A 23,536-nucleotide genomic window follows, 5' to 3' on the forward strand; every position below is an offset into this window, starting at 1 on the left:
TCAAACCACAGCCGCCCTAACCAACGGCTGCTCCGCCAAGGTATCCCGCATCAACGTCAACGCATGCTGAATATCCCCCCGACTGGCAATCCCCCCAATACACACACGCACAGCCTGCACCGGCGCAGTAGTCACGGCAAACGCATCCACTCCCACCACCGCCACCCCATTGGCGCGCATCTGCGCTGAAAACGTACTGGCCTGCCATCCCCCCGGCAGCTTCACCCACAAATGAAACGCCTCCGGTTCCGAGGCATACCCGTGCTCGGGCAAGATGCGGGCCGCAATCTTCTGCCGCGCCATCGACTCCTTGCGGATATTGGCCAGCGCCAGATCCGCCACGCCATCGCGTATCCAATAAGTTGCCAGGGTCGAGGTAACCGGTGAAGCCATCACCGTCGTCGCACGTAGTGCCGCCGTCAGGCGCGCAGCCGAGGCGGCATCGGGCGCCACCATATAAGCGATGCGCAAACCGGCCCCCACGGTCTTGGCCAGTCCGGTGACATAGTAGGTCAGCTCGCTGCCCATGCTGGCAATGGCCGGCGGTGCCACACGCGGCAGGAAGCCATAGGCATCATCCTCGATGATGGCCACTTCATAGTGACGGGCGATCTCCACCAGCGCCTGGCGGCGCGATACCGAAGTCGTGCAGGTGGTCGGATTGAGCAGGGTGGGATTGCAATACAGCGCTTTCGGAGCATATTGCGCACAGGCCCCGGCAAAGGCCACCGCATCAATGCCCTCATTGTCCATCGGCAAGCCAACCAGCTTGATGTTGAGATGCCCGGCCAGGGCGCGCAGGCCGGGGTAGGTCACGTCCTCGCAACAGAGCACCCCGCCAGGTCCGACCAGCATGGTCAGGATGGCCAGCAGCGCACATTGCGCCCCCGGCGTCACCAGCACCCGTTCCGGTTCCACCACCAGCCCGCGCCGGCGCAGCCACAGCGCACCGGCTTCGCGATCCTCGGGCGAACCACCGAAATCCTGGTAACGCATCAGGTCACGCAGGCGCGCATTGACCTTGTTCCAGCCCGACTGCATCAACTCCATCAGCTCCGGCGACTCCGGCTCGGGCGGCATGTTCATCGACATGTCGACGTTGGGGCGGCCCTCAGTCAAGCGCGGGATGCGCGGGCGGCGCTTGCCGCAGACGAAGGTGCCGCGTCCCACCACCGAATCCACCAGTCCGCGCCGATGCGCTTCCGTATAGGCGCGCGCGACCGTGGTGAAGTCCAGGTCCAGCACCTCGGCCAGCTTGCGCTGCGGCGGTAGCCGCTGCTCGGGCTGCAGGTGGCCGGTGGCGACGTCCTCGGCAATCGCATTGGCGATGGCCAGATAAAGCGGGCCGCCACCTTTCTTCAATTTGGGAACCCACATGGCGCTGTTCTTGGTCATGGCAACTTCCTCGTTTCCTGACTTCAATATTGACCGCATCGACTGGTGTCATTGAATGCAATTTGCATTCCATCCAATCTCTGCCGTACAGGTACAAAAGTGCACCGTCTTGCATCATCCGCGCGCAGCGCTCTGCACCAACTCAAGACGCGCCGCAACGCCAGAGTGCACAAGGGTTTGCGCGATGCTGTCCGATTGTATGGAGCGATTGAATGGATTGCTTCACATGGCCCAAAAACCATGCTGCAAGCGCCGATTCGGCAAGCCGCGCAGATGCTGGATTCCATTCTGCGAGGGGAGGATTGACGGGATTTTTATGCAGTCAATTCGCACATTGACGGGGTGTTGGTGGCATGACTGATGCCTTCAATTCCAGTGTCGCGGCGAACTCGCCAGACCACTTCCCCAAGTGCAGACCAACAGCAATCGAGAGGAGTATCACCATGCCCGCAGTCACCAAAGCAGCCCACGCCCCCGGCGATTTCCTGGTGGATTATGAAGAGAAGGTGTTCGAAGACGTCAAAGCCCAGCCGGGAGAAAAAGCGCTGGTGACCTTCCATACGGTGGCCTTCGAAGGCTCGATCGGCTTCGTCAACCTGCTGCAGGCAACCCGCTTGAAGCGCAAGGGTTTCGAGACCTCCATCCTGCTCTATGGTCCGGGCGTGACGCTGGGCGTGCAGCGCGGTTTCCCCACGCTGGGGGACGAAGCCTTCCCCGGTCACCAGAACTTCAACAAGCAGATCGTCAAGTTCATGGAAGAGGGCGGCAAGGTCTACGCCTGCCGCTTCGCCCTGCAGGCGCTGTACGGCCACGGCGAGCCCTCGCTGATTCCCGGCATCCGCCCCATCAATCCGCTGGACGTGCTCGACCTGGTGCTGCTGCATCGTCGCGACAACGCCTTCATCCTCGATACCTGGACCCTGTAATGGAAAGGGGCGGCGCATGAGCATCCACAAGAGAACGGTACGGGCGGCGGCGGTGCAGATCGCGCCCGACCTCGACAGCGAACTCGGTACCGTGGCCAAGGTATGCCAGGCCATTGCCGAGGCTGCCAGACAAGGCGCGCAACTGGTGGTGTTTCCGGAAACCTTCGTTCCTTACTATCCGTACTTCTCGTTCGTGCGGCCGCCTTTTGCGTCAGGTCCGGAACACCTGCTGCTCTACGAGCGTGCGGTGACGGTGCCCGGCCCCGTAACCCAGGCGGTGTCAGAAGCGGCACGCGCGCATGGCACGGTGGTCGTGCTGGGCGTCAACGAACGCGACCACGGCACGCTCTACAACACGCAGCTGGTCTTCGATGCCGACGGCGAGCTGGTGCTGAAACGCCGCAAGATCACGCCGACCTATCACGAGCGCATGATCTGGGGGCAGGGCGATGCCAGCGGCCTGAAGGTGGTGCCTACCGCCGTGGGGCGCCTGGGGGCGCTGGCCTGCTGGGAACACTACAACCCGCTGGCGCGCTACAGCCTCATGGCCCAGCACGAAGAAATCCATTGCGCCCAGTTCCCCGGTTCCATGGTGGGGCAGATCTTCGCTGACCAGATGGAGGTCACCATCCGCCATCACGCACTGGAGTCGGGCTGCTTCGTCATCAATGCCACCGGCTGGCTGACTGATGAACAGATCGCCGCCATCGAGCCCGATCCCAAGGCACAGAAGGCGCTGCGCGGTGGCTGCTGTACCGCCATCGTCTCGCCGGAAGGCAAGCTGCTGGCCGAGCCCCTGCGCAGCGGCGAAGGCATCCTGGTGGCCGACCTGGACATGGAACTGGTCACCAAGCGCAAGCGCATGATGGATTCGGTCGGGCACTATGCGCGCCCCGAACTGCTGCACCTGGTGATCGATGATCGCCGTACTTCTCCCATGTCCTCGCTGTTCCCGGCGGAACAGCCTGCTCCTGTCACTCATCCTTCCGCGAGGTCCCATCATGCAGACAGCCGTCATCCAGTTGCATCCCCAGCGTCCGAGCCGCAAGGCCCCCATGGAGTTGATCTCGGAACTGCAATCCTTAGGGCTGCGTCTTGACGATCCCGGCGCCGGTGCACAGAGCCGGCGCGGCGGGGCCGGGCCGTCGGATCACAAGGCGGTCACCGTCGATGGTCATACCGTGATGATCCCGGTCCACACGGCCGGTGCCTGGTCCTCGCCCTACGTGGCGACCCAGCCCGGCGCGGATGGCGCCTCGCGCATCCTGCGCGATGGCGTGGAGGTGGGCGTGGTGTCCTTCCCGCGCCAGCCGCGCTTCTACAAGATGCAGACCTTCGACGGCATCCCCTACGGCAAGATCGCTACCCTGCACGGCGCCGACGTATTGGCCACCACCATCCTGCAAAGCTGCATCCGCTATGAGAGCCGCCGCAAGTCCTGCCAGTTCTGCGCCATCGGGCAGTCGCTCGCGGCCGGCCGCACCATCCTGCGCAAAACCCCCGAGCAACTCGGCGAAGTGGCGCGCGCGGCAGTGTTGCTGGATGGCGTCAGGCACATGGTCATGACCACCGGCACGCCCAATGCCACGGACCGGGGCGCGCAGATCCTGTGCGAAAGCGCCTTCGGTGTGAAGTCGGCGGTGAACCTCCCCATCCAGGGACAGTGCGAGCCGCCCGACGACGATGCCTGGTTCCGGCGCATGCACGATGCCGGTATCGATACGCTGGGAATGCACCTGGAGGCGGTCACGCCCGAGGTGCGCCAGCGCATCATGCCGGGCAAGGCCACCGTGCCGGTGCAACGCTACATGGACGCCTTTGCTGCCGCCGTCGAGGTCTTCGGGCGTGGCCAGGTCAGCACCTACATCCTGGCCGGCCTGGGCGACAGTGACGAGGCCATCCTGCGCATGAGCGAGCAGTTGATCGCGCTGGGCGTCTATCCCTTCGTGGTGCCCTTCGTACCCATCTCGGGTACGCCGCTAGAAGACCATCCTTCCCCCGATGCCGCCGCCATGCGCCGCCTGCTCGCACCGCTGGCAGAGATGCTGGAGAACGCCGGCATGCGCTCAGGCGATGCCAAGGCAGGCTGCGGCAAGTGCGGCGCCTGTTCATCTCTGTCTGCGTTCGAAAGGAAATGACATGAGCGACGTGGTCGAAAAAAACGCGCTGGCACAGGAAGTTCAGGCCCGCGGTGTGCGCATCAAGCTGGCGCTGGACCGGTGGGAGCGCGAAGAAGCACATCGCTTGCGCCGTGACGTTTTCTGCACCGAGCAGGGGGTCTTCCGCGACGATGATACCGATGCCATCGATGACATTGCCATGCCCATTGTGGCCGTACTGGAACACGATGACGGTTGTCGTGAAGTCGTAGGAACGGTGCGCATCCACGAATCTGCGGCAGGTGTCTGGCACGGTTCGCGCCTGGCCGTGGCGCAGCATGCGCGCCGTATCGGTTCGGTCGGCAGCGGCCTCATCAGGCTGGCCGTCTGCACCGCCCATGCGCATGGTTGCCATACTTTCCTGGCCCAGGTGCAGCGTCAGAATGCAGAGCTGTTCCGGCGTCTGCACTGGCACACCCTGGCCGAGATCGAAGTGCACGGGCTGCCGCATCATCAGATGCAGGCGGACCTGGGCTTTTATCCGCCCATCAGTGACGGCGATATCGGTTTCCTGGTGGGTGGCCGCGAGGAGCGCCGGCCATGAACGCGCGCGACACCTCGTCCTCGCTGGCGCAGATCGTGCAGGATCTGCGTGCCTCGCGCGGCATCGCCCACAAGCGCGATATCGACGCGGTGGTGCAGGCTTTGCCGCTGGCGCCGGCCATGCAGCACCAGGGCCATACGCTGGCCGTGGGCGATGATTGCGCAGCCATTCCCGATGGCGATGGCTACCTGCTCTTTGCCATCGAAGGCTTCATCAACGAGTTCGTCCAACAGCAGCCGTGGTTTGCCGGTTACTGCGGGGTGATGGTCAACGTCAGCGATATCTATGCCATGGGCGGCCGCCCGCTGGCGGTGGTCGATGCCCTGTGGAGCCGTGGCGGCGAGGCCGCGCAGCCCATCCTCGCCGGACTGGCCGAGGGGGCGCGCGTGTATGGCGTGCCGCTGGTGGGCGGGCACAGCAATCGCCGCAATGACCGCGAGCAGCTGTCGGTGTCCATCATCGGCCGGGCCAGGCGCCTGCTGACCAGTTTCGATGCCCGCAGCGGAGAACACCTGGTGGCCGCCATCGATCTGCGCGGCCGCTTCCAGGAACCCTATGCCTACTGGAACGCCAGTACCGGCGCGCCCGCCGAGCGCCTGCGCGCCGACCTTGAATTGCTGCCCGAACTGGCCGAGCAGGGCCTGGCGCGCGCTGCCAAGGACATCAGCATGGCCGGCGTGATCGGTACTGCCCTGATGCTGCTGGAGTGTTCCGGCAAGGGTGCGGTGATTGACCTGGATGCTTTGCCTTGTCCGCCGGGAGCGGATTTCACACGCTGGCTCACGGCTTTCCCCAGCTACGGTTTCCTGCTCAGCGTGGCCGACGATGACCTGCCTGAGGTCTTGGCGCGCTTTGCGGCACGCGATATCGCGGCCGCTTCCATCGGGCGCATCGACGACAGCGGCCAGCTCGACCTGTGCATGCAAGGGCAGCGCCTGCCGTTCTGGAATCTCAATGACGAAGCGCTGATCGGCTGCGCTTTGCGCCGGGAGGCATGAATGCAACCGTCACCACACCTGCGCATCGCCATGCTGACCCATTCCGTCAACCCGCGCGGCGGCGTGGTGCATGCGCTGCAACTGGCGGAGAGCTTGCAGGCGCTGGGTCACGAGACCACGCTGTTCGCGCCCGATGCACGCGGCCGTGGACTGTTCCGGCGCGCCGCCTGCACCTTCCATGCGGTGCCGGGGCCGGTGCATTGCGTGGACGTGGCTGACATGGTGCACCAGCGCATCGATGATTACCTGCACTGCTTCGAGCAGATCGACATGGCGCGCTTCGATATCTGCCATGCCCAGGATTCCATCAGCGCCAATGCGCTGGCCACGTTGACGGAGCGCGGCGTGATCGACGGCTATGTGCGCACCGTGCACCATCTCGACCAGTTCGAGGATGTGCGGCTGCATGACTGGCAAGAGCGCGGCTATCGCGCTGCCGACCTGGTGCTGTGCGTCAGCCGCACCTGGCAGGACATCCTGCGGCGCGAGCTCGGTATCCGTACCGAGCTGGTCGCCAATGGTGTCGATATGGCGCGCTACGCTCCTCGCCAGGGGCTGCATGAGCAGACCCTGCGTCAGTCGCTTGGCCTGGTCGGTGCGCCTTTGCTGCTGGCCGTGGGCGGCGTGGAGCCGCGCAAGAATACGCTGGGCATCCTGCAGGCCTTCCTGCGCCTGCGCCGCGTCTACCCGCAGGCGCAACTGGTCATTGCGGGCGGCGCCAGCGTGCTCGATCACGCCGGCTACCAGCGCGCGTTTCAGGCCGAGCTGGAGGCAGCGTCCCTGCCTGCCGGGGCCGTGCGCATTCTGGGCGAGGTGGCGGATGCCGACATGCCTGCACTGTTCCGCTGTGCCGATGCGCTGGTGTTTCCTTCCCTGAAGGAGGGCTTCGGCCTGGTGGTGCTGGAGGCCATGGCCAGCGGCGTGCCGGTGGTGGTCTCGCGCATCGCGCCCTTTACCGAATATCTCGATGGCGACTGCTGTGCCTGGGTTGATCCGAATGATCCCGCTGCGATTGCTGCCGGCATCGCCCATGCGCTCGACCCCGTTGCACGTGCGGCCATGGTGGAGGCGGGTGCGGCCGTGTGCGCGCGGTTTTCGTGGACGCGCTCGGCAAGCCGCCATGTGGCGCTTTATGAAAATTTCATCAGCCGCTGTCCAGTAGCGGCCTCATTCCAAGAGGAACACCATGCCTGAAATGCACTTTCGTGTCCGCTGGCCGGACGATACCGTCACCGATTGCTACTCGCCTTCGCTGGTGGTCAAGGAACACCTGGAGGCCGGCCGCACCTATGCCCTGGCCGAGTTCGTCGAGCGCAGCGCCACGGCACTGAACATCGGCAGCGAGCGGGTGCGGCAGAAGTATGGCTTTGCCTGCTCATCGGCGCTGGACCAGTTGCGCCGCATCGAAGAAACGGCGGCCCGCTTCGAGAGCACTGCCGATCCAGTGGTCCGGGTCGAATCCTTCATTCCCTGATCAGGCCCTGATCACCTCGTCACCGACTTTCCATTCAACACGACATCACTGCAAGAGGAACACCATGTCCACCCAAGCCCAAGGCGCAGCGCGCCATCACGGCGTCATCATCATCGGCGGCGGCCAGGCTGGCCTGTCCATCAGCTGGTACCTGAAGCAGGCCGGCATCGATCACCTGGTGCTGGAAAAACACCAGGTCGGCCACGCCTGGCGCCATGAGCGCTGGGACACGTTCTGCCTGGTCACGCCCAACTGGCAATGCAGTCTGCCCGGCTATCCTTATCGCGGCGACGATCCCTACGGTTTCATGAAGAAAGACGAGATCGTGGCCTACCTCGATGGCTTCGTAGCCAGCTTCCAGCCACCGGTGCGCGAAGGCGTGACCGTCGAGAAGCTCTGGCGTGTGGGCGAGCGCTGGCACATCACCGCCAGCGATGGCACCTACACGGCCGATCAGGTGGTGGTCGCCGTCGGCGGCTATCACATCCCGGTGGTGCCGCGCGCGGCCGAGCGCCTGCCGGCCGACATCGTGCAGATCCACTCCAGCCAGTACCTCAATGCGCAATCGCTGCCGGAGGGCGAAGTGCTGGTGGTCGGCACCGGCCAGTCCGGCTGCCAGATCGCCGAAGACCTGCACCTGGCCGGTCGCCGCGTGCACCTCGGCGTGGGCGAGGCACCGCGCGTGGCGCGCACCTATCGCGGCAAGGACGTGGTGGAATGGCTGGACAAGATGAAGTACTACGATCTCCCCGTGGACCAGCACCCGCTGGGCACGGGCGTGCGCGAGAAGACCAATCACTACGTGACCGGCCGCGATGGCGGGCGTGACATCGACCTGCGCAAGTTCGCGCTGGAAGGCATGCAGCTCTACGGCAAGTTCGAAGGACTGGAAGGCGACGTGGTACGTTTCGGTGGCGGTCTCAAGGGCTATCTCGACGAAGCCGATGCGGTCTCCGAAAGCATCAAGGACAGCATCGACAAGTTCATCGCCGCGCAGCAGATCGAGGCACCCACGGAGGCGCGCTACGTGCCCGTGTGGCAGCCTCCGGCAGAGGAACTGCGCACGCTGGATTTGCGCGGGCGCGACATCTCGGCGGTGGTGTGGTGCATTGGTTTTCGTACCGATTTCAGCTGGATCGCCGAGCCCATCTTTGACGGTCGTGGCTATCCCGGCCATGAGCGCGGCGTGACGGCTGCCCCCGGTCTGTACTTCCTCGGCTTGCCGTGGCAATACACCTGGGGCTCGGGTCGCTTCTCGGGCATCGACCGTGATGCGCGCTACCTGTTCGATCACATCACGGCCTTGCGCACCCAGGCCGGCCAGCCGACGCTGTCGCAAGCCGCCTGAGCCTGAGCGAGAGACGCGTGCGTCGGCCAGCGTCAAACTGCCTTGGCGATTGTCTCTCCGTTAGCTTCTAGCTGTCGTCGCACTCTGGCCGTCCGCTCAGGAGGGCGACCTGCTGAGACAAGCGTTCGCGCAGCAGGGTTTGCCATTGCTGATCGAGGCAATCTGCAAGCTCGTCAAAGCTGGCCGTGATGCGTGCCAGCAGCTTGTCGAGCCAAGTTGCGGCCTCCTCGCGATTGGCAAATCCGAAACGATGGGCGTCAGCCAGAACGGCCTCTCGGGAAATGTCGAAGCGCCCCTGTGATAGCTGCATGTGCAGACGGGCGGGCGTTTCCACCGGGTTCGGCACCACGTCAAACGCGGGTGCGAGGCGCCAGCGGCGTTCGTCTTCCTGATAGACGATCGCATGATTGCGCACATGGTCATCATCGTTGCCGCAGACGGCATTGAACACCATGCGCCCAAACAGTTCGATACGGTCTTCACTTGGCGCACCCGCCAACCTGAGTTCTTCGGCCAGACGCGGATAGCTCCAGCGGTCCGTCTCGTGACGCCCCGGATATTCAGCCTGCAGCAAGGAGGCGGCGCTCACGCACATGTGGCGTTGCTGACCTGTGCGGTCAAACCTGAGAACCCTTACCGTCTTTCTGCCGCCGGCTTGGGCGTGATAGACGGTTTCAGCAAAGTGCAATCCACTGGCCCTACCCCATTGCTGCCCGACGTGCTCAAGCAGGGGAACAGGGCCAGCGTCTGTGGCAATCTCCGGCTTGATCAGCCAAAACTGGCCGTTGTCGCCTCGCACCGTCGCCTTGGGCCGCGCACCGCCGACGCTGGCGGTCTGGACCAGCCGTTTGCGAAGGCTGGCACGGATGGCAGGACGATGCTCCGCCAGTGCTGCCAGTTCTTCAATCACCTCATTGAGTTGAGGCAGGCCAGGCGTGTTGATTTGCGCACCGGGCGGCTTGGTACTTGTGCCCACGGCGAGCGCCCCCCAGCGGTCCAGATTGCTGGCCCTGAGCAGGTATTGCAGCGGCGGAGCATCTTCCGAAAGATTGTGTGCGCGGCGCAGCAGCGCTTGCCCCCAGGCATCCGGGCAGGCGTCGCGTAACACGTCATGCAGACCTTGATACCGTTGTGCCCGGAAATCCCTATCCGGCAAAAACCTCAAGTTCTGCGGGTCAATGGTCCAGGTATGCCCGGCCTCGATGTAAGAGGGGGCATACCTGAAAAATCCTTCGCCAGGACCGCCCGTCTTGTACCGGCCAACGGTGACCCACTGGCCATTGTCGGGACGCTGCAGATAGACATAGACCGGTTTAGATAGAGTTTAATGAATTATCTATGTTCGTCTATTATTCATTGTTTGTATTATAGATATAACTTTATGTGATTTAATGTCATCTCTATGATGCGCATGATATTGACTCCTTACCGCCTCACCCTCCCTTTGTCCTGGTGATACGGCGGCTGCTGCAATTCACCCAGGTCGCGCAACAGATGGCGGTGCCGGGGAAGTGATCATCTTTGGTCCGGGCTTTTCGCAGATGACTTTGGCGCTTCCTCTCACCATGCCGGGCATCCTCATCAGCCTGTGCGGATCGATGATCTCGGTGAGTTCCGTGACTATCTCATCGCGCCCCCATCTCTCCTGCCAAACAGGAAACAGGCCCCAATCTCCCACTCAGCTCATCTGCTCATCCTACCTCTGCGCGCGCTATAGTTGGCGCACTCTGACTCATCGACCTCCTACCGCGCCAAGATGAAAAACCACGCCATGGATTACCTGCCCCGCATGGTGATCTTCTCCCGCGTCGTCGAACTGGGGGCCTTTTCCAAGGCCGCTCGCGAACTGGGACTGACCTCTTCCTCGGTCAGCCAGCACATCAGTGCGCTCGAATCCATTCTCGGTACCACCCTGCTGCACCGGACCACCCGCAAGCTCAGCCTGACCGAAGCCGGCCAGGGTTTCTATGCCCACTGCGCACGCATCGTTGCCCTGGCCAACGAGGCCCGCGATGCCACCGAGAGCCTGCACAAGGAACTGGTGGGTGAACTGCGTATCGCCGCCTCCAGCTTCATGGCTCCCGAATACCTGGTGCCCGCCCTGGAACATTTCATCCGCAGCCATCCCCAGCTGCGCATCAGCATCGACGTCTGCGATCACAACGTCGATCTCATGGATCACAGCGTCGACCTGGCCCTGCGCGTTGGCAAGACACCCGGCCCCGCCGATATCCCGCTGGCCCGCATGCAAGCCGTGCTGTGCGCGGCACCGGCCTACCTGACGGGGCGGCCACCGATTCGTCGCCCTGAGGATCTGCTGCAACAGCAGATGCTGTTCTTCACCCCCCATGCGCCCGATGCCATCGTCGAGCTCACGCTCCACCATCGCACCGGGCAGTGCGCGCAGATGCGGCTCAGTCCACGCATCACCGCCAACCACGCACGTTCGGTGCGGCAGCTGGCGCTCCAGGGACACGGTATCGGCCGCTTCCTGCGCAGCAAGGTACAAGCCGATCTGGAGGCAGGGCGGCTGGTCGAGGTGCTGCCGGAGTGGTCACTGGAGGGATTCTGGGCCTTCATCACCACCCGCCACCGTGACGCGGTGCCCGCCAAGATCCTGGCCTGCATTGCGCAGATCGAGGAATATTTCGCACGTCGGCATCCGCCTGAAGACGGAGATCGGCCGGCGCGGTGAGGTCAGACTCTCTTCGCATTGTTCAATTTGATTAACGAGTTCATTCGTAAAAGGACGGCTAATCAAATTGTCCTGCTTGTAATACAGTTGCCCTGTCGTTCCCTGTCGGTCATGTGTCGGGGGGCACTGCGGGCTAAAGCTCGCGCCGGCGCTGCGTCACCGTGGAGGGGGTTTTCGGTGTGCAGCACTGTAGAGGGAAGAGGGCGATGCCGAACCATCGCAGGATGCACCCGACTTTCTTCTCCGGGACGACCGTCAATGGACAGATCAGGCATCTGCTCGGCATCGTGATCGACATTGGCATCAACGGCTCCCGCCAGTCCCGCGCGGGTCCGTGTTCGTCTCTCCATAGCCCCCTCTTGCATGAGTAAAAGGCATTGAAGCCTCAGAAATAATCGTTTTATTCCGACCCCAAGCTGCCCTTACCATGAGGCTATCTCATAGTCACCCGGTCAAAGGCACGCAAATGACGATCTCCGCGCAGCACAGCAATCTCCATCAACTCCTGCTTTCCCACTACGGCGACGAGGCCCTGGTGCAGCGCCAGTTTGCGCGCCTGGAAGTCCCCGCCTCGACCCTGCGCCCGGCAGCCGCCGAGGTCTCGCGCCTGGAACTGGCGCAGGCCCTGAACATGCTGCTCTTCGAAGGCCTGCTGCAACAGGTCGCCACCGGTCGTGACTACGTGGCCGATGCCGAGCGCGAGGGCGTGAAGATCTGCTTCGACCACGGTGCCGTGCGTACCGTGCGCCTGGGCCGCGACAGCGGTTTCCCCGATGGCGAAACGCTCTTCACCAGCGTGCTGCTGCCGCTGGGCTACCAGCAGACCGGCACCTATCCGCTGGCGCGCATCAAGATGACCGGCCGCGTCTATACCCACATCGACGACGCTGAACAGATCGCCCAGTTCTTCGTGAGCGAACTGCATCCGGAACAGTTCTCGCCGCGATTCCAGCAGACCGTCGACGCCGTGCTGGCCACCTCGCGCAATCCGCTCTCCGATGAGGTGCTGGCCCTGCTGGCCAAGCTCTCCGCCCAAGGCAAGCTGGGCATGGACGAGGCCAGGCGCCTGCTGCCCGCGATGCTCAAGTGCTTCGCCCGCCATCACGAGCTGCCGAACCTGGCGCAATACGAAGCGCTCAAGGCCGAATCCGCCGAGATGGCCTGGATCTCCACTGAAGGCAATGCCTTCAATCACGCTACCGACCGTGTCTCCGACGTGGTCGCCACCGCCGAGCGCCAGCGCCAGCTGGGCCGTCCCATCAAGGACCAGGTGGAAGTCTCGCGCAATGGCCGCGTGCGCCAGACCGCCTTCCGTGCGGTCAAGGTCGATTACCAGTTGCAGGGTGAGGATGGCCAGCCGGTCGCCGTCACCGTGCCGGGTTCGTTCTACGAATTCATCTCGCGTGACTATTTCGCCGACGAGGCCGGCCAGCGCAAGCTGGACCTGACGTTTGACAGCGGCAACGCGCAAGGCATCTTCAAGATGACCGAGGCGGTGGCCCCCGGTGCGGCCAGCGACGAGGCGGCCAGTGTCTGCTGACGCCGCGCTGGCGCGCCTGCAGGACCTGCTGGGCAACGCCGGCCTGATCACCTCTGCGCCCGAGCGCCAGCCCTATGAGCACGGCCCGCGCTATGGGGCCGGACAGGCCCTGTGCGTGGCGCGTCCGGCCAATGTGGCCGAGGCCGCCGAACTCATGCGCCTGTGTGCCGCCGAGAATATCCGGCTGATCCCGCAGGGAGCCAACACCGGCCTGGTCGGTGCGGCTTCGCCTGATAGTTCAGGGTTGCAACTAATCCTCAGCATGGAGCGCATCAAGGGCGTGATCGATATCGATCCGGTCGATGGCGTGGTCCAGGCCTGGGCCGGCACCCGCCTGTCGGACCTGAACCAGGCGCTGGCCCCGCACGGCCTGTGCTTCCCCATCGACCTGGGAGCCGATCCCTCGGTGGGCGGCATGCTGGCCGCCAACACCGGCGGCGCCCGCCTGATCCGCTATGGCGACGTGCGCCACAACACCCTGGGCCTGCAAGCCCTGTTGATGCAGCCGCCCGGCGAACTGCTGGAGATGGGCAACCGCCTGCACAAGAACAATACCGGCCCGGACTGGAAACAGCTCTTCATCGGCACGGCCGGCAGCTATGGCATCGTCACCCAGGCGGTGCTGCGCGCGCATCCGCTGCCGCGCCAGCGCGCTACCGCCTTGATCGTGCCGGCCTCGTTGGAAGCGGGTTTGCGTCTGCTGCAGGATGCCCAGACACAGTTCGCCGATTTCCTCTCGGCCTTTGAGGGCATCTCGCGCAATGCGCTGGCCTCCGTCTTGCGCCACCTGCCGCAGGTGAACGCACCCTTTGATCCAATTCCGGACTATGCCTTGCTGGTGGAAGTGAGTTCGTCCTCGCAGGCCAGCGAGCACTTCGATCTCGACAAGCTTTTCATGGCCTGGCTGGAGCGTCACTTCGACGATGCCATCGTCGATGCCGTAGTCGACAAGCCCGAGACGCTCTGGCGTCTGCGCCATGCCATCAGCGACAGCGTCAAGCAGGAAGGCAAGATCGTCGCCTTCGACATCTCGGTCTCGCGCTCGCGCATGCCGGCCTTCCGCGCGGAAGCACTGGCCCTGGTGGCGCGTGACTTCGCCGGTGCCGAGGTATTCGACTTCGGTCACTGGGGCGACGGCGGCGTGCACTTCAACCTCGCCATCGCACCGGCACATCAGCCGCAGTTCCCGCCGGAGCGCATCGAGGCCCTGCGCACGGCGCTCTATGACTTGGTTGCAAAAAGTTACCAAGGCAGTTTCAGCGCCGAGCACGGCATCGGTCCCTTCAACCAGCATTACTACCAGCGCTACACGCAGCCCGCACAACGCGCACTGGCCGGCCGTGTGCAAGCGGTGTTCGATCCGCACTGCCTGCTGGGCAATACGCGTTTCACATGACGCGTGCCGGCCACGCTGGAGAGGAGGGCGGACCATTTGCTATAGTGCGGGGTCCGTCATCTTCTGCCCCGCCTTCAGCCAGCGGCATCCGTCCCATGCGTCGTTTCATCCCGTCAACGTCCTGCCTGATTGCCTTTGACACCTCGGCACGGCACATGTCGTTCACCAAGGCGGCCAATGAATTGCACATGACGCAGGGCGCAGTGAGTCGCCAGGTGGCGATCCTGGAGGAGTACCTCAACGTCAAGCTGTTCGAGCGCATCAACCGCCGCCTGATCCTCACCGAGGCCGGGCGCGACTATGCGTCCCAGGTCTCCACCATCCTGAAGCAGATCGAGATGGCGACCTTCCAGGTCATGACCTACAACAGCCTGGCCAGCGTGCTCAACCTGGCCATCCTCCCGACCTTCGGCGTGAAGTGGCTGATTCCGCGCCTGGCCAAGTTTGCCGCCGCCCATCCGGACGTCCTGCTGAACCTGAGCACGGAAGTGCTGCCCTTCGATTTCAATACGCGCCAGGTGGATGCCGCCATCCACTTTGGCGAACCCGACTGGCCCGATACGGTCATGGTGCGCCTGATGGGCGAGGAAGTGGTGCCGGTCTGCAGCAAGGCGCTGGCCGAACGTCTGCGCACGGTGGATGACCTGGCCAACGTCACGCTGCTGCAGCACACCACACGTCCGCAGGCGTGGCAGGACTGGTTCCGCCACGTCGGCGTGGATTGCCCCAATGCCTTGTCGGGGCCGCGTTTCGAGCAACTGGCCATGGTCATCCAGGCCGCCGTGGCCGGCATGGGCGTGGCGCTCATGCCCAAGTTCATGGTCGAGACCGAGATCAGCCTGGGGCAACTGCATGTGCCTTTCGCGCTGGCGGTCAAGAGCCCGCAATCCTATTACCTCGTCTATCCCGAAAAGAATGCCGGCAAGGCCGCCATCCTCAAGTTCCGTGAGTGGATTCTGAGCGAAGCGCAGGGAGGCTGAGGCCCCTCGTGCATGTGCATCGATTCGGTGCGCGAATTTCCCAGGCTGACTAAAACTCATGCCCGCGCGGTTTGCATGCGCGCGCTGGTGATCCTCCCGGCGCGCCGTGAATGGCGCGCAAGCGGCCTCCCGAGCGGCCCCGGCATCGGCGCCGGAACGCCCGTTCCACCGGTGCTTCCGGGCGATATGAAGTGATGCGCCGCACCATCCTTGCTCATCCCCGTCGATTCTCGCGCGCCAGGTCGGTGCATTCCAAAAACTCATGATGTGGTGAATATTTTTGGTTTTAACAATGGCACTCGCTGTCCTTATACTGCACCGTTCCAGACCCATCCCACTCCACTTTTCAAGGGAATCCCATGTCTTCTCCACGCATCTTCTCCACCTTGGGAGCCGACTTCTCGGCCTACGCCGGCAACGATCTGGTGATTCGTTCGCCGCGCGATGGCGAGATCATCGCGCAACTCAAGGCGCAGACGCCGGCCCACGCTGAAGCCGCCATCGCCGGTGCGCAACAAGCCTTCCTGGCCTGGCGCGAAGTGCCGGCGCCGGTGCGCGGCGAACTGGTGCGCGTGCTGGGTGAAGTGCTGCGCGAGCATCGCGATGAACTGGGTGCCCTGGTGACTCAGGAAGCCGGCAAGATCCTCTCCGAAGGCCTGGGCGAGGTGCAGGAAATGATCGATATCTGCGACTTCGCCGTCGGCCTGTCGCGCCAGCTGCATGGCCTGACCATCGCCTCCGAGCGGCCCGGCCACCGCATGATGGAAACCTGGCATCCGCTGGGCGTGGTGGGCGTGATTACCGCCTTCAACTTCCCGGTCGCGGTGTGGGCGTGGAACGCCGCGCTGGCACTGGTGTGCGGCAATGCCGTGGTGTGGAAACCTTCCGAAAAAACGCCCGTCACCGCCCTGGCCGTACAGGCGCTCTTTGCCAAGGCTGTGGCGCGTTTCTCGGCGCAGCGTCCGAACCTGGTGCCGGCGCAGCTGTGCGGCCTGCTCATCGGTGGTGCCGATCTGGGCGAAACCCTGTCGCGCTCGGCAGCCGTGCCGCTGGTGAGTGCCACCGGCAGTGTGCGCATGGGCCGCAAGGTCGCCACCGTCGTGGCCGAGCGCCTGGGTCGCAGCCTGCTGGAACTGGGCGGCAACAACGCCATGATCGTTGCGCCCTCGGCCGACCTGAACCTGGCGCTGCGCGCCATCACCTTCTCGGCGGTGGGCACGGCCGGCCAGCGCTGCACCAGTCTGCGCCGCCTGTTCGTTCACAGCAGCATCCACGATCAGGTGGTGGCGCAGATCAAGCGCATCTACGCCAGCGTGAAGGTCGGTGATCCGTTGCAGGGCGACACCCTGGTCGGCCCGCTGATCGATCAGGCCGCCTTCGATGCGATGCAGGCGGCGCTCTCGCAGGCGCGTGCCCAGGGCGGTGAAGTCACCGGCGGCGAACGCGTGGACGTGATGGGCCAGCAATCGTGGTACGTGCGTCCGGCCCTGGTCACCATGCCCGGCCAGACCGCCATCATGCACCACGAGACCTTCGCGCCCATCCTCTACATCGTCAAGTACGATGAACTGAGCGAGGCCATCGCCATGAACAATGCCGTGCCGCAAGGCTTGTCCTCGGCCATCTTCACCAATGACATGCGCGAGGCCGAACTCTTCGTCTCGGCTACCGGCAGCGACTGCGGTCTGGCCAACGTCAACATCGGCACCAGCGGTGCGGAAATCGGCGGTGCCTTCGGCGGAGAAAAGGAAACCGGCGGGGGCCGCGAATCCGGTTCCGACGCCTGGAAGAACTACATGCGCCGCGCCACCAACACCATCAACTACAGCAAGACCCTGCCGCTGGCGCAGGGCGTGAAGTTCGACATCGACTGAACGACGGCGAAGTCCACCGGCTCATTCCCCTGGAAACATGCAGCACCCCTGCCGGATCCCTGCTCCACCACAAGGGATCCGGCAGGGCATCCCACGACCCACGCCCGCGCAAGCGGGATCCACAACGGCAAACCGGCAAGGAGTGCAGTAATGAAGATGAAGACCCTGGCAGTCACCTGTGCAATCGCCGCGACCCTGCTCGCCACGGGCGCGCAGGCGCAGACCAAGACCATTTACGTCGGCATGAACGGCGGCACGATGGAAAAGAACTACACCGCCTCGATCTTCCCTGACTTCGAGAAGGCCAACAACGTCAAGGTGGTGGTGGTGCCCGGCACCTCTTCGGACATCATCGCCAAGATGCAGGCCCAGCGCGACAAGCCGCAGATGCACGTGGCCTTCCTCGATGACGGCATCATGTACCGCGCCATCAACATGAACCTGTGCGAGAAGGTCAAGGACGCCGCCGTGCTCAAGGACGTCTATCCCTTCGCGCGTCTGGCCAATGACCAGGCCGTGGCCATCGAGATGGGCGTGCTCGGCATCGGCTACAACAAGAAGCTGTTCGCCGAGAAGGGCTGGCCGGCACCGACCTCGTGGATGGATTTTGCCGATCCCAAGTACAAGCAGAAGGTGGTCTTCCAATCCATCTCCGCCAGCACCTTCGGTCTGTATGGCTTCATGATGTTCAACCGTCTGGTGGGCGGCACCGACAAGAACGTCGATCCCGGCTTCAAGAAATGGGGCAGCACCATCGGCCCCAACGTGATCGAATACCTCTCCAGCTCGGCCAAGATTTCCGAGATGGTGCAGACCAATGAAGCGGCCATCTTCCCGCTGACCGTGACCGGTATCGCCAATCTAAAGGACAAGGGCATCCCGGCCGAATTCGTCACCCCCAAGGAAGGCGGCGTGTTGCTCATGACCGGCGCCTGCCCGATCAAGGGCAACAGCGAGCCAGAACTGGCCCAGAAGCTGCTGGAATACCTGCTGACCCCGGCGGTACAGGCCAAGAGCATGGCACTGGCCAACTCCATTCCGGTCAACCGCAACGTGCCGTTGTCGGAGGCCGCGCAAGCCAAGCTGGGCAAGAGCGAAGTACTGACCAGGAACCTCAACACCGTGGACTGGGACACCGTGAACGAAAAGCGCTCCGAGTGGAACAACCGCTGGAACCGCATGATCGAGCAATAAGCTTTTGTCGATCATGACCGCAGCCTATCGTTTCAATCCGGCCTTCCAGTCGCCCCAGGGCTCGCCCATCCGGGAGCTGTTCAAGTACACGCAGCAAGCCGGCATGATCTCCTTTGCCGGCGGTTATCCGGCGCCGTCGCTGTTCGATACGCAAGGGCTGGCAAAGAGCGCCGCCACCCTGCTCGACAGCGCGGCTGCGGCCTGTCTGCAATATGGCGCCACCGAGGGCACGACGCAGCTGGCGCAGGTGCTCAGGGAGCTCACGCGCAAGCGCATCGGCGGTGCCGATCCGGGTGATCTGATCGTGACCACCGGTTCGCAGCAGGGCTTTGAGCTGTTGTTGCGCATCCTGCTGGAACCGGGCGATGGCGTGGTCATCGAGCGGCCCTGCTATCCGGCGGCGATCCAGGCCCTGCGCCTGGCCGGTGCCGAGCTGATGGAAATCCCCGGTGATGGCCAAGGCATGGATACCGGTGCGCTGGAAGCCATGCTGCTGGCGGGCGCCCGGCCCAAGCTGCTGTACCTGGTGCCGAGCTTTGCCAATCCGACCGGTGCCACCTTGCCGCTGGCACGGCGGCGCCACTTGCTGGCGCTGGCGGTGCGTTACCAGTTCATCGTGATCGAGGATGATCCCTACGGCCAGCTGCGGTTCTCCGGGCAGGCCGAACCGCCCCTGCTGCAGGTCGCAGATGAGATCGAAGGCGCGCGCGACTGGCTGGTCTACTTGTCCAGCCTGTCCAAGACCGTGGCACCGGGTTTGCGTATCGGGTGGATGTGTGGCCCCGGCGAGATCCTGCGTCGGGCCGTCATCGCCAAGCAGACCGGTGACCTGTGTACTGCGCCGTGGATGCAGATGGTCGCGGCGCGCTATCTGCAGGACGGTCATCTGGAGGAGCACCTGCCTCACATCATCGCCACCTATCGCGAACGTTGCGCGATCATGTTGTCGTCCCTGCGCGAAGCCTTCGGTGATGGTCTCTCGCTGATCGCGCCGGAAGGTGGCATGTTCATCTGGGCCAGCTGGCAGGATGGCACGGACGCCAGCGCGCTGTTGCAGGTGGCGGTGCGCCACAACGTGATGTACGTGCCCGGCAGCGCCTTCTACGCGACCCGGGCCGAGGCGGGCCACTGGCGGCTGTCTTTCGCCAACGCCCAACCCGCGGAGATCATCGAAGGCGTGGCCCGTCTGAAGCAGGCACGCAAGGAATGGATGCACATGCGGGCATGAATTTTCTGCATGCCTGGAAAGCGCCCCGTTGTGCAGCTTGTGCAACGGGGCGTTCTCTTTTCTGCCGTCATCCTATCGGCACAAGCTGTGCAGTCAGCTCATGGTCAGCGATAAAGAGTATGATGATTTATTTTTTAATCATATGAAGGTCGGCGCTCTTTCCGGAGCCAGCCGCCCATTGCCAGGCCGCCATGCTTCAATCCTTGCGCACCGTGCTCAATGACGCCGCCCCCGAACTGCGGAACAAGCTCATTGGCATCTATGCCTTCCTGATTTTCTTCAACGTTGCCGTCTGGATTGCGGCGTATCTGGCGTTCCGGCAGACGCCCCTGCTGCTTGGGACGGCGTTTCTGGCCTATGGTTTCGGGCTGCGGCACGCTGTGGATGCCGATCACATCGCCGCCATCGACAACGTGACCCGCAAGCTGATGCAGGATGGCAAGAAGCCGGTGGCCGTCGGCCTGATGTTTTCGCTGGGCCACTCGACGGTGGTCATTCTCGCCTGCCTGCTGCTGGCACTGAGTGCGATGGCCTTGAAGACGCATATGGAAGCCTTCCATGAAATCGGCGGCATCATCGGGACGCTGGTCTCTGCCTTCTTCCTGCTGCTCATCGCAATGCTGAACCTGATCGTGCTCAGGTCCGTCTGGCGCAAATTCCGCGACCTGCGCAGTGGCAAACCTTACGTTGAGGAAGACGTGGATCTGCTGTTGGGCAATCGTGGCTTCATGGCGCGCATTTTCCGGCCCATGTTCAAGCTCATCACGCGCAGCTGGCACATGTATCCGCTGGGTTTCCTGTTCGGGCTGGGCTTCGATACCGCCACCGAAATTTCCCTGCTCGGCATCTCGGCGACCCAGACGGCCAATGGATTGCCGATCTGGACCATCCTGCTGTTCCCGCTGCTCTTTACGGCTGCCATGTCGCTGATCGACACCACCGACGGCATCCTGATGCTGGGCGCGTATGGCTGGGCCTTCGTCAAGCCTGTGCGCAAGCTCTACTACAACATGACCATCACCTTTGTCTCGGTGCTGGTGGCGGTACTGGTGGGCAGTATCGAAGTGCTGGGGCTGATGGCGGACAAGCTTGAATTGTCGGGTGCTTTCTGGGACTTCATCGGTCGGCTCAGCGACAGCTTCGGCGTGATCGGCTATCTCATCATCGGGCTCTTCGTGGCCGCCTGGCTGCTATCGCTGCTGATCTACAAGTGGCGGCGCTATGACGAACTGGATCTGCCGCCCGCATCGGATATCCGCTGAGCGCCTCCCTGAGCGCGCGTCAAGACTTCGGATGAAAATGAACGTGGCCATGCCCGTGGGTGGCGCGCACGTATTTTTCCCTCTTCATCTCGACCGGCACGATGTGGACGTTCCCATGCCGCACGCCGGTTTGTGAAATGATCGCGTCGGCGCAGGCGCGTACTTCGTCCACGCGTCCCTTGAGGATCGTCGTCTCCAGACAATTGTCGTGATCCAGATGGACGTGCTGGGAAGCGATGGCGACGTCGTGATGCTCATGCTGCAGCTGGGTCAGCCGGTTGGCCAGCATGCGCTCATGGTGGTCGTAGATGTAGCTGACGGTGGCCACGCACCAGCGCGACTTGCCCTCCTCCAGTTCAGTCTGTCCCAGTTCCTTGCGCACCAGGTCACGGAAGGCTTCGGAGCGGTTCGAATAGCCCTTGCTGTCCACGAACCTGTCGAACTCTGCCGCCAGGTCGTCATCGACCGAAATTGTCCAGCGCTGCATTGCCATTCCCCTAGAGTGATAGGCGGGATCATAACAATGCGGCGCCGCTGTGGTCAAAATGCGCGGGCATGCGTCCATGACGGATCGACTGTACCGCTCACGCTTGCTTGCCGTTCGGCCATGGCCGAGAATGACGGCGTCTCGCTGCGGTGATGCCAAAGAGCATTAAAGTCACTTTAATGCTGGCGTAGATCAAAACATCCACACTCTCCGGCGCTGGCGCAGCGGACGGCTGACTATACTGGCGCAAGGATGGCCACACGGCAACAGGCTGTGCGGCCATCTTGCTTTCATAGTCTTCAGGATGATGCGATGTTCAATCAACTCAAAGCCACCTTCAAGTATTTCAACGACGCTGTTCCCTTCAAGCTGGTGCCGGCCCTGATTGCCACGGCGGTACTGATCCTGCTGCTGCTCACCCCCTGTCCGGCCGGCCTGGAGCCCAAGGCCTGGGCGCTGGTGGCGATCTTCCTCACCACCATCGTGGCCATCATCCTCAAGGTCATGCCCATCGGCGTGATGGCGATGATGGCCATCGTCATCGTCTCGCTCTCGCAAGTGACGTCCACCTCGTCCAAGGGAGCGATTGCCGATGCGCTGGCCAGTTTTTCCAATCCGCTGATCTGGCTCATCGTGGTGGCCATCCTGATTTCGCGCGGGCTGAAGAAGACCGGGCTGGGACGGCGTCTGGGCCTGATGTTCATCGCTTTGCTGGGCAAGCGCACCATCGGCATCGGCTATGGCCTGGCCATCTGCGAACTGGTGCTGGCGCCCTTCACGCCCAGCAATACGGCGCGTGGCGGCGGCATCGTCCATCCCATCATGAAGTCGATTGCCAATGCCTTCGATTCCGATCCGGCCAAGGGCACGCAGAACAAGGTCGGCACCTACCTGGCGCTGGTCAACTATCACGCCAATCCGATCACCTCGGCCATGTTCCTCACCGCCACCGCGCCCAATCCGCTGGTGGTCAACTACGTGGCCAAGGCCACCGGCCATGCGCTGCAACTCTCATGGACCACCTGGGCGCTGTGCATGCTCCTGCCCGGTCTGGTGTGTCTGCTGATCATGCCGATGGTGATCTACCTGCTCTCGCCGCCGGAATTGAAGTCCACGCCCAACGCGGTGGACTATGCCCGCAGCGAGCTCGACAAGATGGGCAAGCTCGGGGCCAGCGAGAAGGTGATGCTGGGGACCTTCGCGCTGTTGCTGCTGCTGTGGGCCAATGTCCCGGCGATGCTGCTGGGAGCGGCCTTCACACTCGATCCCACGGTGGTGGCGTTCGTTGGATTGTTCGTGCTCATCATCACCGGCACGATTGACTGGGATGATGTGCTCTCCGAAAAGAGCGCGTGGGATACGCTGGTCTGGTTCGGTGCCCTGGTGATGCTGGCCGAGCAGTTGAACAAGACCGGCGTGGTGGCCTGGTTCTCGGAAGGCATGAAGGCCGCCATCGTCGCCAGCGGCATGGGCTGGATGGCCGTGGCCGGCGTGCTGTTGCTGGTGTTCGTGCTGTCGCATTACTTCTTTGCCAGTACCACGGCGCACATCAGCGCGATGATGTTGGCCTTCCTCACGGTGGGCGCGCAATTGCTGCCGCCGCAGTATGTGGCACCCTTCATGCTGATGATGACCGCAGGATCGGGCGTGATGATGACGCTGACCCATTACGCTACCGGTACTTCGCCCATCATCTTCGGCAGCGGCTATGTTTCCATGGGCAAGTGGTGGGGAGTGGGCTTCGTGATGGCGGTGGTGGAATTGCTGGTGTTTGCGACGGTGGGAATGGTGTGGTGGAAGGTGTTGGGGTATTGGTAAGCATCACAGATCGCTGCCGGACGGTTTCCAAGTCATGGTTTTTTGGGAAGGTGCATCGAATATCTTCGGTAATAGCTTAGTGGATTGCAGGAGCGAGACGCGTTGTGAGCGTGGCGGTCGATACTGGTACGCCTGTTCTACCCCCCGCCCGCTTTGTTTCTCTCATGACTGTTAATGTCGACACCCTGTAGAGATTCGGAGTTTCTATCACCCTGGCG

20 protein-coding genes are annotated in these 23,536 nt (G+C 63.2%); 17 read left to right on the plus strand and 3 right to left on the minus strand.

Annotated features, from left to right (window positions below):
* On the minus strand, positions 1–1,395 hold the full coding sequence (locus HNO82_RS03040) for an aminotransferase-like domain-containing protein (protein WP_175342706.1): 1,395 nt from the start codon (positions 1,393–1,395) through the stop codon (positions 1–3).
* A gap of 443 nt (positions 1,396–1,838) precedes the next feature.
* On the opposite strand from HNO82_RS03040, the gene HNO82_RS03045 reads away from it, so the two are divergent.
* The 8 genes from HNO82_RS03045 to HNO82_RS03080 all read left to right on the plus strand — a co-directional run bounded on the left by HNO82_RS03045 (position 1,839) and on the right by HNO82_RS03080 (position 8,844).
* Complete coding sequence (locus HNO82_RS03045) at positions 1,839–2,321, plus strand: MSMEG_0572/Sll0783 family nitrogen starvation response protein (protein WP_006463016.1); 483 nt, start codon at positions 1,839–1,841, stop codon at positions 2,319–2,321.
* A gap of 16 nt (positions 2,322–2,337) precedes the next feature.
* Positions 2,338–3,420 (plus strand): Nit6803 family nitrilase, encoded by a 1,083-nt coding sequence (locus tag HNO82_RS03050; RefSeq protein WP_008325830.1) that lies wholly within the window; start codon positions 2,338–2,340, stop codon positions 3,418–3,420.
* A complete protein-coding gene (locus HNO82_RS03055; RefSeq protein WP_008325832.1) occupies positions 3,377–4,459 on the plus strand; it encodes an MSMEG_0568 family radical SAM protein in 1,083 nt (360 codons plus the stop codon). The genes HNO82_RS03050 and HNO82_RS03055 overlap by 44 nt, the downstream gene beginning before the upstream one ends.
* A 1-nt stretch (position 4,460) precedes the next feature.
* Positions 4,461–5,024: an MSMEG_0567/Sll0786 family nitrogen starvation N-acetyltransferase gene (locus tag HNO82_RS03060; protein WP_175342707.1), complete on the plus strand. Its 564-nt coding sequence runs from the start codon at positions 4,461–4,463 to the stop codon at positions 5,022–5,024.
* Positions 5,021–6,022, plus strand: a complete 1,002-nt coding sequence (locus HNO82_RS03065; RefSeq protein ID WP_175342708.1) for a sll0787 family AIR synthase-like protein — start codon at positions 5,021–5,023, stop codon at positions 6,020–6,022. Before HNO82_RS03060 ends, HNO82_RS03065 begins: the two co-directional genes overlap by 4 nt.
* The gene (locus HNO82_RS03070; protein ID WP_175342709.1) at positions 6,023–7,216 is read left to right on the plus strand and encodes an MSMEG_0565 family glycosyltransferase; all 1,194 of its coding nucleotides are present in this window, start codon (positions 6,023–6,025) and stop codon (positions 7,214–7,216) included.
* A complete protein-coding gene (locus HNO82_RS03075) occupies positions 7,209–7,496 on the plus strand; it encodes an MSMEG_0570 family nitrogen starvation response protein (protein WP_175342710.1) in 288 nt (95 codons plus the stop codon). The genes HNO82_RS03070 and HNO82_RS03075 overlap by 8 nt, the downstream gene beginning before the upstream one ends.
* A 64-nt stretch (positions 7,497–7,560) precedes the next feature.
* Entirely contained in the window at positions 7,561–8,844 is a 1,284-nt protein-coding gene (locus HNO82_RS03080; protein ID WP_175342711.1) for an MSMEG_0569 family flavin-dependent oxidoreductase, read from the plus strand.
* Positions 8,845–8,911: 67 nt separating this feature from the next.
* Here the strand turns inward: HNO82_RS03080 and HNO82_RS03085 are convergent, their stop codons facing one another.
* The gene (locus tag HNO82_RS03085) at positions 8,912–9,952 is read right to left on the minus strand and encodes a type II toxin-antitoxin system HipA family toxin (RefSeq protein ID WP_349627548.1); all 1,041 of its coding nucleotides are present in this window, start codon (positions 9,950–9,952) and stop codon (positions 8,912–8,914) included.
* A gap of 648 nt (positions 9,953–10,600) precedes the next feature.
* On the opposite strand from HNO82_RS03085, the gene HNO82_RS03090 reads away from it, so the two are divergent.
* The 8 genes from HNO82_RS03090 (at position 10,601) to HNO82_RS03125 (ending at position 21,013) form a co-directional block, all read left to right on the plus strand.
* Positions 10,601–11,539 carry a LysR family transcriptional regulator gene (locus tag HNO82_RS03090; RefSeq protein ID WP_237713501.1) on the plus strand — a complete coding sequence of 313 codons (939 nt, stop codon included), beginning with the start codon at positions 10,601–10,603 and terminating at the stop codon, positions 11,537–11,539.
* A gap of 466 nt (positions 11,540–12,005) precedes the next feature.
* The gene (locus HNO82_RS03095) at positions 12,006–13,079 is read left to right on the plus strand and encodes a DUF1338 domain-containing protein (protein ID WP_175342712.1); all 1,074 of its coding nucleotides are present in this window, start codon (positions 12,006–12,008) and stop codon (positions 13,077–13,079) included.
* Positions 13,069–14,475: an FAD-binding oxidoreductase gene (locus HNO82_RS03100; protein ID WP_008325860.1), complete on the plus strand. Its 1,407-nt coding sequence runs from the start codon at positions 13,069–13,071 to the stop codon at positions 14,473–14,475. Before HNO82_RS03095 ends, HNO82_RS03100 begins: the two co-directional genes overlap by 11 nt.
* Before the next feature lie 95 nt (positions 14,476–14,570).
* On the plus strand, positions 14,571–15,455 hold the full coding sequence (gene gcvA / locus HNO82_RS03105) for a transcriptional regulator GcvA (protein ID WP_175342713.1): 885 nt from the start codon (positions 14,571–14,573) through the stop codon (positions 15,453–15,455).
* A gap of 359 nt (positions 15,456–15,814) precedes the next feature.
* Positions 15,815–17,329 (plus strand): L-piperidine-6-carboxylate dehydrogenase, encoded by a 1,515-nt coding sequence (gene amaB / locus HNO82_RS03110; protein WP_175342714.1) that lies wholly within the window; start codon positions 15,815–15,817, stop codon positions 17,327–17,329.
* Between the two features lie 156 nt (positions 17,330–17,485).
* On the plus strand, positions 17,486–18,523 hold the full coding sequence (locus HNO82_RS03115; protein ID WP_488927647.1) for an ABC transporter substrate-binding protein: 1,038 nt from the start codon (positions 17,486–17,488) through the stop codon (positions 18,521–18,523).
* 13 nt (positions 18,524–18,536) lie between these two features.
* Positions 18,537–19,751, plus strand: a complete 1,215-nt coding sequence (locus HNO82_RS03120; RefSeq protein ID WP_175342822.1) for an aminotransferase-like domain-containing protein — start codon at positions 18,537–18,539, stop codon at positions 19,749–19,751.
* Positions 19,752–19,942: 191 nt separating this feature from the next.
* Positions 19,943–21,013 carry a HoxN/HupN/NixA family nickel/cobalt transporter gene (locus HNO82_RS03125; RefSeq protein WP_175342716.1) on the plus strand — a complete coding sequence of 357 codons (1,071 nt, stop codon included), beginning with the start codon at positions 19,943–19,945 and terminating at the stop codon, positions 21,011–21,013.
* A 19-nt stretch (positions 21,014–21,032) separates the two neighbouring features.
* Here HNO82_RS03125 and nikR read toward each other — a convergent pair whose 3' ends face one another.
* Positions 21,033–21,500 carry a nickel-responsive transcriptional regulator NikR gene (gene nikR, locus HNO82_RS03130; RefSeq protein ID WP_008325869.1) on the minus strand — a complete coding sequence of 156 codons (468 nt, stop codon included), beginning with the start codon at positions 21,498–21,500 and terminating at the stop codon, positions 21,033–21,035.
* A gap of 312 nt (positions 21,501–21,812) precedes the next feature.
* On the opposite strand from nikR, the gene HNO82_RS03135 reads away from it, so the two are divergent.
* Positions 21,813–23,318, plus strand: coding sequence for a DASS family sodium-coupled anion symporter (locus HNO82_RS03135; RefSeq protein ID WP_175342717.1), 1,506 nt, complete (start codon positions 21,813–21,815; stop codon positions 23,316–23,318).
* Positions 23,319–23,536: the final 218 nt, after the last annotated feature.

It is taken from the genome of Herbaspirillum sp. C9C3, from assembly GCF_013359625.1.
In the GTDB taxonomy this organism is placed as follows: domain Bacteria; phylum Pseudomonadota; class Gammaproteobacteria; order Burkholderiales; family Burkholderiaceae_D; genus Herbaspirillum.

Bases quoted from the DNA above. Each gene is read 5' to 3' on its own strand.
- HNO82_RS03040 (WP_175342706.1), bottom strand. From the start codon at position 1,395: ATGACCAAGAACAGCGCCATGTGGGTTCCCAAATTGAAGAAAGGTGGC.
- HNO82_RS03045 (WP_006463016.1), top strand. From the start codon at position 1,839: ATGCCCGCAGTCACCAAAGCAGCCCACGCCCCCGGCGATTTCCTGGTG.
- HNO82_RS03050 (WP_008325830.1), top strand. From the start codon at position 2,338: ATGAGCATCCACAAGAGAACGGTACGGGCGGCGGCGGTGCAGATCGCG.
- HNO82_RS03055 (WP_008325832.1), top strand. From the start codon at position 3,377: ATGGAGTTGATCTCGGAACTGCAATCCTTAGGGCTGCGTCTTGACGAT.
- HNO82_RS03060 (WP_175342707.1), top strand. From the start codon at position 4,461: ATGAGCGACGTGGTCGAAAAAAACGCGCTGGCACAGGAAGTTCAGGCC.
- HNO82_RS03065 (WP_175342708.1), top strand. From the start codon at position 5,021: ATGAACGCGCGCGACACCTCGTCCTCGCTGGCGCAGATCGTGCAGGAT.
- HNO82_RS03070 (WP_175342709.1), top strand. From the start codon at position 6,023: ATGCAACCGTCACCACACCTGCGCATCGCCATGCTGACCCATTCCGTC.
- HNO82_RS03075 (WP_175342710.1), top strand. From the start codon at position 7,209: ATGCCTGAAATGCACTTTCGTGTCCGCTGGCCGGACGATACCGTCACC.
- HNO82_RS03080 (WP_175342711.1), top strand. From the start codon at position 7,561: ATGTCCACCCAAGCCCAAGGCGCAGCGCGCCATCACGGCGTCATCATC.
- HNO82_RS03090 (WP_237713501.1), top strand. From the start codon at position 10,601: ATGAAAAACCACGCCATGGATTACCTGCCCCGCATGGTGATCTTCTCC.
- HNO82_RS03095 (WP_175342712.1), top strand. From the start codon at position 12,006: ATGACGATCTCCGCGCAGCACAGCAATCTCCATCAACTCCTGCTTTCC.
- gcvA (WP_175342713.1), top strand. From the start codon at position 14,571: ATGCGTCGTTTCATCCCGTCAACGTCCTGCCTGATTGCCTTTGACACC.
- amaB (WP_175342714.1), top strand. From the start codon at position 15,815: ATGTCTTCTCCACGCATCTTCTCCACCTTGGGAGCCGACTTCTCGGCC.
- HNO82_RS03115 (WP_488927647.1), top strand. From the start codon at position 17,486: ATGAAGACCCTGGCAGTCACCTGTGCAATCGCCGCGACCCTGCTCGCC.
- HNO82_RS03120 (WP_175342822.1), top strand. From the start codon at position 18,537: ATGACCGCAGCCTATCGTTTCAATCCGGCCTTCCAGTCGCCCCAGGGC.
- HNO82_RS03125 (WP_175342716.1), top strand. From the start codon at position 19,943: ATGCTTCAATCCTTGCGCACCGTGCTCAATGACGCCGCCCCCGAACTG.
- nikR (WP_008325869.1), bottom strand. From the start codon at position 21,500: ATGCAGCGCTGGACAATTTCGGTCGATGACGACCTGGCGGCAGAGTTC.
- HNO82_RS03135 (WP_175342717.1), top strand. From the start codon at position 21,813: ATGTTCAATCAACTCAAAGCCACCTTCAAGTATTTCAACGACGCTGTT.